The following is a 10934-nucleotide window of genomic DNA, read 5'->3' on the forward strand; positions in this document are numbered from 1 at the left end:
AAACCCTGCTGATTAAAGATCGAGCTGCTGCTGTGCCAAGTGATGATAAAGACCTTGAATAGCAATCAGTTGATCGTGGGTACCCTGCTCAACTAAAATACCGCGGTCTAACACGAGGATACAGTCAGCATGTCGAACCGTGGAAAGACGGTGGGCAATGACTAACGTCGTGCGGTTGCGACTAATCCGAGCGAGATTCTGTTGAAACCGCCGCTCCGACTCGGTATCGAGGGAGCTGGTGGCTTCATCAAGAATGATAATACGGGGATCATGCAATAGAGCGCGTGCGATCGCAATTCTTTGCTTTTGTCCTCCCGATAGGGTGGAACCCCTCTCCCCAACTGGGGTGTTGTATCCCAAGGGTAAGGATTGAATAAACCCATGAGCTTCTGCCAGTTTGGCAACTTCGATGACTTGCTCCAGGGTAAACTCTGGATGATAGAGAGTAATATTATCCAGGATGGTGCCGGAAAATAAGAAACACTCCTGAGGTACGACACCAAGCTGCGATCGCAAAGATGGCGGCGAAACATGGCGAATATCGTGCCCATCGACAGAAATTTTGCCTCGGTCTGGGTGATAGAGTCCTTGGAGGAGTTTGACTAAGGTACTCTTCCCCGAACCACTCCGCCCCACAATCGCCACGGTTTGTCCGGGAGACACCTGAAACGAAATATTTTCCAGGGTGTAGTTTTCTTCCTCGTCACCATAGCGGAAGAAAACGCTGTCAAACTCTACCTCTCCTTTTAACTGGGGTAAACCCATTAGCGGTTTTTGGGGATGTTCCTCGGGTTGGGCAAAAAAGACATCATTGAGTCGTTCCACAGATACGAGAATTTCTTGAAATTCATCCCACAGACTCACTAGGGCTAAAATCGGACTAATTACATTGCCGATGAGCATGTTAAATGCGACAAATTGACCAATGGTAAGCTGATCCTGCATCACCAGGGTGGCACCGTACCAGAGTAAGGCGGTGCTACCTAAGCTATTAATTAAGCCACTGGTGGATTGGAGGAAATTACCCAGAATCTGGGCTTTGAATCGCACATTTAACATTTTCGTCAGTCGGTCTTCCCAGCGCCAGCGTAATTCTCGTTCTGCGGCGGAGGCTTTAACCGTGCCGATTCCTGATATCATTTCCACAATCTGGGAATTTTGTCCCGCATCCTCTTGGAAGATTTCCCGCGATCGCTGACGTAGTAATGGACTGGCGACAATGGTTAAAATCGCGATCGGCGGAATCAATGCCAGTACCAGTAGGGTAAGCTTCCAGTTGTAGTACACCATCAACCCTAAGTAGACAAATACCATTAGGGTATCCAGCCAGGTAATCACTGCTCGGCGGGTGAGAAATGCCTGAATTTTCTGGGCTTCCTGAACCCGGGTGATAATATCCCCAACTTGGCGCGATTCAAAGAATTTTAGGGGTAAACTCAGGGCATGGTTAATAAAGCCACTGATAAAGGTTAGATCTAAGCGATTGGCAAAATAGTCTAAGAAATATTGTCGGGTAGCACTTAAGCCAATCCGCCACAGGTTAAACAAAACAAGTCCCAGGGCGAAGACATTCAGCATCGTAAAACTGCGGTTGACAACCACCCGGTCTAGAATAATTTGGGTAAATAGCGGTGTAATTAGACTAAAGATTTGCAGGAGTAGGGACGCCAGCAGAATTTGTCCGATTAAGATACGATGGGGCCACAGGACTTTTAAGAAGCGCCCCAGGGAGTTCTTTTCATTGGGCGTGGCGGCGAGTTGAGGTGTGGGATCTAACACCAGCGCGTATCCTGTCCAGTTATTGATAAATTCGGCACGGGGGATCAACCGCTTACCCACCGCCGGATCAGCAATCAGGATGCGATCGCCTTTATATTGATAGACGACAATATAATGATTACCTTGCCAATGGGCAATCCACGGGTTAGTCTGATCCCTTAACCGATTCAAAGATGCTCGTACTGGAGCCGCTCGAAATCCTAAACGTTCTGACGCTTGGGACAATCCTTTCAGCGAAGCCCCCGCCCGCCCCACCCCGGCTAGCTCTCGCAGGGTATTGATACTAAACTGTTTACCCCAGTATCGCCCAATCATGGACAAACAAGCCGCACCACAATCGGCGGAACTCTGTTGTAATACCAGGGGATAGCGCTGCCAAAACCCCTTTCCCCAGGGGCGCCATGATCTAGGTTGGGGAAAGACGACGGGTTCGGGTTCCGTTTGATCTGTCGGTTCCGCCCCAGTGTGATGCATCAGCGCCGACATGCGAACGGCTAGGGGAATTAAGGGTTTATTGGAAACGGTGGGATGATTCGCTGTTTCCGGTAAAGCGTCTGGGGCGGTTCCCGATAAAATCGGGGCGATGGCTTGAGCGGCTGAAACCTCTTCCCTGGGCAGTTTATATATGCATAAGTCGGTTTGGGCAATCCAATGGGCGGGAATGGGCTGCGGATATCCCCAGCTTTCGCCAATTGTTGGAGGTGGGGGTGATGCTTCCCCAGTTGTGGCGATTTCACCCTGACGTAGCCAACAGCGATTCCCCTGTAATTGGGTGAGTGTTTCGCCTGGGGGAATCGTGGTGGTGACGAGGTAGGGTAAGAGTTGCTTTATGGTATGGCTAGTGAGCGATCGCAGTTCGGTTTGCGTCTTCAGGAAAATTAAGCTTTGTCGCTGTTGAGCTTGTTTTTCACACTGGGCTGGGAATTGGGGAATCTGCTCAAACCACTGCTGGAGTTTGGTTCCCCGAATCCGAGCTAGGAATCCCGGACTGGCTGCGATCGCGGCGTAAGATGAACAGTTGTGACAAAACCAACCGTCTGCACCAAAGGTTTCCCCTTCTGCTATAACAACGGCGGAAACCTCTCGCTGTTTTTGGGGATCAAAGCTCAGCAGTCTCACCCGTCCCTGACAGACGATGTAAAAATACTCATCATCTTCCTGTTCCTGTTGGGGGGGATAATAGGCAAATAGCCTTTCTCCAAACTGAAACTGGCACAGTTCAAAGGAGTGACTCAACTTCAATGCCAATTCGTTGGTCATTGACCCTTGGCTCAAGTGTTGGAGAATACCCGCAACATCATTGACCGCATTGGGGGAATGAGACGGTGACTCTTGCACCCGATTCGGGAAAACCTTATTCATGGCATAGCACTCTGAATGAGAGACTCACTGCTAGAATTTTGACACAGCCTCACCCATTCGTGAACCTCAGTTAGATTTTCTGTTAAATTTTCTGTTAATTTTCGCTAATACTAAGTAGTGGAACCCAATTAAAGTTAACGGTTAAGATTAGGAAGGAACAGGGAACAGTAAGGATTTGAGGGTTGTTAATGTAGAGACGTGCCATGGCACGTCTCAGCGTCGTGGCACGTCTCAGCGTCGGCGTCAACCAAATGGCTAAGATGTTCTACGTTTAGAGCGACAGGTTAAGCTAAGCAAACCACCAAAGGCCAATAAACCTAAAATGCTCGTTGGTTCTGGTGCTTGAACCGTAACCTCTGTCCTTTTGGCTTCAATTAAGGTTAGATAGGTCGGTCGTCTAAACTCTCTCTCATAAGAACCCATCGCAACAACACTGGCAAATTCTTCCTCTAAATCCCAGCCCAACTCGCCAGATGGCAAAAACGTATTCAAGGTAAAGTTGTCGCTGGCTTCCACGGAGAATATGTCATCCTCTCCAGTCGTTTTTAACTCTCCAGAGACGGAGAAGAAATCAAAAACCGTTTGATTGGCTTGATTCGGGTCAGTTCCCCCTAAAACCAGGAATGATATATCAGCTACAGCCTTACTCTGCACTCCTGAAGTTTCCAGGTCAAAAAACGCCGTAAAATCGAAAGAGAATGATTCCGTCCCATCGGGTTCTGGAGCCAGGAAAAATCTACCCAGTACCGACGCTTCGCTTTGTGCCAAGCCCAAGAAGTTTTGTCCTTCACCAAAGGCATTGCTCAAGATTGAGTTAGCCGCGAAGGCTGGATTATCCGCAAAAAATATAGCATTAGCTTCAGCTCTAGCGTCGGCGGCGTTACTGATTGATGAAGAAAGGACATTCTGCTCATTACCGGAATTAGCATCAGAACTGTTTGGGACAACCGCGACTGTATTCGTCTGGGTTGAAGTGCCGATGTCATTAGGAGTTTGACTAAAATTTTCGATAAAAACGTTCGCTTCAGCCGAAGCAAACGTCGCTGCCATACTGGGTGAAGCAGCCAATACAGAACTGGCTAGGATAGGTGCAGCGATAGATAACAGGTTTTGAGCGATTGTCAGTTTAGTTTTCATGATTATTTCCTGATCGAACGTAATATGGGTAGCATAAATTGACGCGAATTTAGCCTTATCTGTGCGTTTACTGGGCGTAATTTTGACGGCAAAAACTCTGGCAAGTTTACGACTCAGAAGTTATTAAAAGGGCTTACTCCTTTGACTTGGCGGTCTAAGCCGTTGGTTGAAGGTCTTGAGCTTTAATAGTTCTATGTTTGTATCCTATCCCGAAAAAATATTGAATGGGTAAACTTCTCTTGAAGAGATGAATGGTTTTGTTAAAGCCTTGATAAATTTATGAAAAGGGAATCAATGTCTATAGGTAATTAGGTGGGGACAATTAAAGTTAACGGTGTGGAGCGTCATTTGTTTATGTAAGGGCTTGAAAAATAATAATTTATGTAAATATTCCTCAACCCCTTACTGTTGCCTGTTGCCTAATCTCAACTGTTATAGCAGTAGACACATCGATTAGGACTTTCGCCACCATAGAGACGTTGCCGGCAACCTCTCTACTGACCAACCGAGTTCATCGCCATAAACCATCAAGTATGAACCCGGTGACTGCGCTAATATTCTTTCTGGAAAAAATAACTCTTCCCTGGGTCAGATGCATCGATTGACCGTTTCCTGTAATCTACTGGCTGTAACCTTTTCGACTATAGTCTCATTTATTAACATTTTGCATAGAAATCTTGACATTAATTCGTAAAGTTAACTAAGGTAGCAGTCGGACAGGTTTATCGAAACGCTTTACAGTTAGGTAACTACACCAACTTCAGTTCCTTAGCCAGAGTCAAAGGAACAGCAGTAAGGGCTGAAGGATAAAGCTGTATGACAGTAAGGGGCACCTGCGACTGTTTTAGAAGCAAAAGCTAAAGGACGTGTTGATCAATGCTGCCATTACCAGAGGAAGGTCGGAGACGAGTTCAAATTGAGGGTGTGTTGCCCCAAATAGATGGGGGTCGTTTTGCCATCAAGCGGACGGTTGGCGAACGAGTCCATGTGGAAGTAGATATGTTCTGTGACAGTCATGATGCCGTATCGGGTGTCATTTTATACCGTCCCCAGAAATCCCAAACCTGGTTTGAGGTTCCCTTATCGCCAACGGTCAATGATCGCTGGCAGGGAGAATTTACCGTATCAGAGATGGGGGATTATGTCTATACGATTATGGGATGGGCTGACCATTTTAAATCCTGGCAACGGGACATGACCAAGAAATTGGCAGCCGAACAGGATGTGTCAGTTGACTTACTGATTGGGGCAAACTTAGTCGAGGATGCGGTGAAACGTGCCAGTGGGGATGATGCGGCACAGTTAAAAACCTGGGTGGCGACGCTGCGATCGCCAGATGTCGCCCAACCAATTTTAGGGGATAAAGCCATTTCCCCGGAACTTGGGCAACTGATGGCAAAATACCCCGATCGCAAATTTGCCAGCACCTACCACAAAGAACTAAGAATTACCGTAGACCGAGAACGGGCAAGGTTTAGCAGCTGGTACGAAATGTTCCCCCGTTCCTGTGGTGAACCGGGTAAACATGGCACATTCAAAGATGCCCAAGCCCGCTTACCCTATATTGCCAGTATGGGGTTTGATGTCCTCTATTTACCCCCGATTCACCCGATTGGCAAGCAATTTCGCAAAGGTAAAAATAACACCAACATTGCTCAACCCGATGATGTGGGCGTACCCTGGGGTATTGGCGGGGCTGAAGGCGGACACAAAGCCATTCATCCCCAATTGGGTACAATGGCTGACTTTGAAGAGTTTGTCGCCAAAGCCAAAGAACATGGACTGGAAATTGCCCTAGACTTAGCCTTCCAATGTTCTCCAGATCACCCTTATGTTAAAGAAAATCCCCAATGGTTCCGTAGCCGCCCGGATGGAACCATTCAATACGCCGAGAATCCACCGAAAAAATATCAGGATATTTATCCGATTGACTTTGAAACCCCAGACTGGCAAAATCTGTGGCAAGAACTGCGGAGTGTCATGCTGTTTTGGATTGAAAAAGGCGTGCGGATTTTCCGAGTCGATAACCCCCATACCAAAGCCTTTGACTTTTGGGAATGGGTAATTGCGGATTTGAGACAAACCTATCCCGATTTAATTTACCTCTCGGAATCCTTTACCCGTCCCAAGGTGATGTATCGCCTCGCCAAGTTAGGATTTACCCAATCCTACACCTATTTCACTTGGCGTAATAGTAAGTGGGAAATGACCCAATATCTCACCGAACTCACCCAAACTCCTGCTTATGACATCTTTCGCCCCAACTTTTGGCCCAACACCCCCGATATTTTACATGAGTTTATTCAGCATGGGGGACGCCCTGCCTGTATTATTCGCTTAGTGCTGGCAGCAACTTTAACCGCGAATTACGGGATTTATGGACCGGCGTTTGAAGTGTGCGAAAATCGGGCGCTCAAACCTGGTAGCGAAGAGTATTTAAACTCAGAGAAATATCAGATTCGGGAGTGGGATTTAGATAGTCCTTATACAATCAAAGACTTGATTACCCGGGTCAATTTTGCCCGTAGGGAACATCCCGCGTTGCAAAGTAACGGCAGTTTGCGGTTTCATCACACGGATAATCACCATATTATTTGTTACAGCAAACAGACTGGTGATTGCAAGGATGTGATGGTAATGGTGGTCAGTTTTGACCCTCAGTGGATGCAAGCAGGCTTCATTGATTTGCCCTTAGAATCCTTAGGGATTGACCCCTATCGGGAATACTATCTCCATGATCTACTCAGTGATACCCACTACACCTGGTTTGGCGGACATAACTATGTGGAACTCAATCCTCAGGGTATTCCAGCCCATGTTTTCTGGGTGAGGCAATAGGAAGCAGGGGGAGCCATGTAGAGACGTAGCATGCTACGTCTGGAAGCAGGGGGAGCTGGGGTAGATGAGGAAGCGGGGAGAGCTGGGGGAGAATTATGACAGTTGTAGGGGCGGGTTTTACCACTAACGTTTGGTTTTCACCCGGATATCTCTAAACCCGCCCCTATAGAGTACAAGTCATCTGCAACAAATGACAAATGACCAATGACCAATGACCAATGACCAATGACAAATCAACCAGGGAAAACTACCAAAGAACAAATGCTTAATTCAATCTTGAAAGATGATCCGTTATGGTTTAAAGATGCCATCATCTATGAAGTGCCGATTCGTGCCTTTGCCGATAGTAATGGTGATGGAATTGGTGACTTGCGCGGATTGACATCGAAGCTGGATTATTTACGGGATTTAGGGGTTACCGCAATCTGGACATTACCCTTTTTCCCCTCTCCGCTGAAAGATGATGGCTACGATATTGCCGAATATAAAAAAATCAATCCTATTTTTGGCACAATCGAAGATCTCAAAGACCTGTTAGATGCAGCGCATCAACGGGGAATTCGGGTAATTATTGAGTTAATTGTTAACCATACCTCCGACCAGCACCCCTGGTTTCAACGCGCTCGCAAAGCCCCCAAGGGAAGCAATGAACGGGATTTTTATGTTTGGAGTGATAACCCGGAAAAATATAAAGATGCCCGGATTATTTTCCAGGACTTTGAACATTCTAACTGGGCGTGGGACTCGGTGGCTAAAGCGTATTACTGGCATCGCTTCTATTCCCATCAACCTGACCTCAATTACGAAAATCCGGAAGTAGGTAAAGCCGTTTTGGAGGTTGTGGATTTATGGTTAGGGATGGGAGTGGATGGACTGCGGATGGACGCTGTGCCGTATCTGTATGAACAAGAAGGCACAAACTGTGAGAACTTAGCCGCAACCCATGGGTTCTTAAAACAGTTACGCGCCCATGTGGATGCCAAGTTCCCCAATCGGATGCTGTTGGCTGAGGCGAATCAGTGGCCCGAAGATGCGGCGGAGTATTATGGGCAGGGGGATGAGTGCCACATGAATTTCCATTTTCCCCTAATGCCACGCCTGTTTATGTCATTGAAGATGGAGGATAATTTCCCCATCATTGATATTCTCAACCAAACGCCGCAAATTCCCAATAACTGTCAGTGGGCATTGTTCCTGCGGAATCACGACGAACTGACTCTGGAAATGGTCAGCGATGAAGATAGGGACTATATGTATAAAGTATATGCAGAAGACCCGCAGGCACGACTCAATTTAGGGATTCGTCGCCGCCTTGCACCACTGATGGGGAATAATCGCGACCAAATTCAATTGATGAATGGGTTGCTGCTGTCTCTCCCCGGTACCCCCGTCATTTACTACGGGGATGAGATTGGTATGGGCGATAATATTTATCTGGGCGATCGCAACGGGGTACGCACACCGATGCAATGGAGTGCTGACCGCAATGCTGGCTTCTCGCGCACGAATCCGCAAAAACTCTACGCCCCGCCGATTGTTGATCCAGAATATCATTACGAAGCGATTAATGTGGAAGCGCAGCAGGGGAATCCCAATTCCCTGTGGTGGTGGATGAAGCGATTAATTGCCACCCGCCAGCGTTTCCAAGCTTTTGGTCGAGGAACGTTTGAGTTTCTCCATCCCGATAACCGTAAGGTTTTGGCATTTACCCGCACTTATGCTGGGGAACATATTTTAGTGGTTGCCAACTTGTCGCGATTTGTGCAAACTGTAGAGTTGGATCTCTCGGCATTCCAAGGGATGGTACCCGTGGAGATTTTTGGACGTACCCAATTCCCAGCGATTGGTTCTTCATCCTATTTCCTCAGCCTCAGTCCTCATAGCTTCTACTGGTTTACCCTCCAGTTGCAAGACACTCTAGCGGAAACTCCCAGTTCCCAAGTTCAACCGCCGACACTGAGGGTGAGTGGCAAATGGCAAACGGTATTTTCTCAACCGATTTTAAAGACCACCTTGGAGTCGATTTTGCCAAATTACCTCTATACTTGTCGCTGGTTTGGGGGTAAGGCAAGGACGGTGCAATCGGCAGAGATTGTGGAAACGATTCCCGTCTCCTATAAACAAACCGAGGCGGAGTTAATTTTTATCAAACTCGAATACACTGAGGGTATCCCAGAAACCTACATTCTGCCCTTAGCTTACGCACCCGGAACGGAACTGGGTGGCGATGGGTCGAACATTCAGGCGAATCAAGTCATCGCCTATCTCCAGGTTGAGGGACATGAAGAGGTGGGCTTATTGTTCGATGCAGTAGCTGAACCGGACTTTTTAGCCTTCCCCTTAGATGCCGTTCGTCACAAGCATCGCTATAAAGGAAAGGCAGGTACACTGGTGGCTACAGCAACAGACGCCCTGTCTGAACTGATGCAGGAGGCGACTCACCTGGAACCGCATCTGCTTAGAGGTGAACAAAGTAATACTTCAATCGTGTATGGCGATCGCTTTATTTTAAAGCTGTTCCGCAAGGTTGAGGAAGGAATTAACCCAGACTTAGAAATTGGGCGTTTCCTCACCGAGAAAAAAGTCACCGAACATTTTGTTCCCGTGGCGGGGGCTCTGGAGTATCGCGCTTCCAACTCAGATACGATCACCATCGGCGCTTTGCAAGCATTTGTTCCCAATACCACCAATGCTTGGTCCTACACCTTAGATTCCCTGCGCGGCTATTTTGAACAAGTGATGGTATTGCCTGGATCAGATTTACAGGAGACGGAACTCCTCTTACCCTCGGCTGTCGAGTCGCTAGATAGAACTGATCCGCCCTTTGGCTACGATCTGATTGTTCCCTATTTGGATACGACGCAACTGTTGGCAAAGCGAACGGCTCAATTGCATATTGCTTTGTCCTCAGATGCAGAGAATCCTAACTTTGCCCCGGAACCGTTTACCTCGTTCTATCAGCGGTCTGTGTATCAGTATATGCGGAATCTGACGGGTCAGGTTTTACTGCTGCTGAAAAAGCGGATCGAGGTTTTACCGGAGGAAACTCAGCCCTTAGCCCAAACCATTCTCAACCGCCAAGATCAAATTTTAGGACGCTTTAAAGCCTTAATCAATCTGCAAATTACGTCGATGCGTACCCGTTGTCATGGGGATTTCCATTTAGGACAAGTCTTATATACGGGGAAAGACTTAATTATCATTGACTTTGAGGGAGAACCCGCCCGTCCTCTGAGTGAACGGCGGATGAAGAGATCGCCCCTGCGGGATGTGGCGGGAATGCTGCAATCGTTCCACTATGCGGTGACTCTCGGCTTACGCAATGAAATGGACAGTGGTATGATTCGCCCGGATAATCTCTCGGTGATGGAACAATGGTCTGGGTTCTGGTATTCCTGGGTGAGTGATACGTTCCTGAAAACCTATCTGGCTACAAGTGCAGGTCATTCGTTTATTCCCCAAACGACTCAGGAGTTACAGGTGCTGTTGGATGCCTATCTGTTTGAGAAATCGATTTATGAGTTAGGCTATGAACTCAATAATCGACCCAAGTGGGTAGATATTCCCTTGCAGCGCATTCTCCAGTTGATCGAGTCAGTACCAATGTCCAGGGAACAGATGAATTTCCAGACGCCGCCAATGGGGTAGAGAGAAGTAAAGGGAGATGGGGTGAGGGACTAATATTGGTTATTCTCCCTAGCTTGGCAGCAAAATCCGCCCTGTGTGTAGGGGCGGGTTTTATTATTAACGTTTAGTTTTCACCCTGATATCACTAAACCCGCCCTGATTAGAGTGCAAGTCATCTTCAACAAATGACA

Annotated in this window: 4 protein-coding genes; 2 read left to right on the forward strand and 2 right to left on the reverse strand. The window is 47.5% G+C overall.

Annotated features, from left to right (window positions below; translation table 11 throughout):
• Positions 1-12 precede the first annotated feature (12 nt).
• Positions 13-3141: an ABC transporter transmembrane domain-containing protein gene (locus ACLFWI_RS18535; protein WP_446414140.1), complete on the reverse strand. Its 3129-nt coding sequence runs from the start codon at positions 3139-3141 to the stop codon at positions 13-15.
• Between the two features lie 255 nt (positions 3142-3396).
• Complete coding sequence (locus tag ACLFWI_RS18540; protein ID WP_446414141.1) at positions 3397-4278, reverse strand: PEP-CTERM sorting domain-containing protein; 882 nt, start codon at positions 4276-4278, stop codon at positions 3397-3399.
• Positions 4279-5154: 876 nt separating this feature from the next.
• Between ACLFWI_RS18540 and ACLFWI_RS18545 the strand changes: the two genes are divergently transcribed.
• Positions 5155-7116 (forward strand): alpha-1,4-glucan--maltose-1-phosphate maltosyltransferase, encoded by a 1962-nt coding sequence (locus ACLFWI_RS18545; RefSeq protein ID WP_446414142.1) that lies wholly within the window; start codon positions 5155-5157, stop codon positions 7114-7116.
• A 261-nt stretch (positions 7117-7377) separates the two neighbouring features.
• On the forward strand, positions 7378-10764 hold the full coding sequence (gene treS / locus ACLFWI_RS18550) for a maltose alpha-D-glucosyltransferase (protein WP_446414143.1): 3387 nt from the start codon (positions 7378-7380) through the stop codon (positions 10762-10764).
• The last annotated feature ends 170 nt before the right edge of the window (positions 10765-10934 follow it).

Origin of the sequence: Coleofasciculus sp. (assembly GCF_046539235.1) — a bacterium.
Classification (GTDB): Bacteria; Cyanobacteriota; Cyanobacteriia; order Cyanobacteriales; family Coleofasciculaceae; genus Coleofasciculus.

Excerpts from the sequence above, each read along its gene's own strand:
- ACLFWI_RS18535 (WP_446414140.1), bottom strand. The coding sequence starts at position 3,141 with ATGAATAAGGTTTTCCCGAATCGGGTGCAAGAGTCACCGTCTCATTCC.
- ACLFWI_RS18540 (WP_446414141.1), bottom strand. The coding sequence starts at position 4,278 with ATGAAAACTAAACTGACAATCGCTCAAAACCTGTTATCTATCGCTGCA.
- ACLFWI_RS18545 (WP_446414142.1), top strand. The coding sequence starts at position 5,155 with ATGCTGCCATTACCAGAGGAAGGTCGGAGACGAGTTCAAATTGAGGGT.
- treS (WP_446414143.1), top strand. The coding sequence starts at position 7,378 with ATGCTTAATTCAATCTTGAAAGATGATCCGTTATGGTTTAAAGATGCC.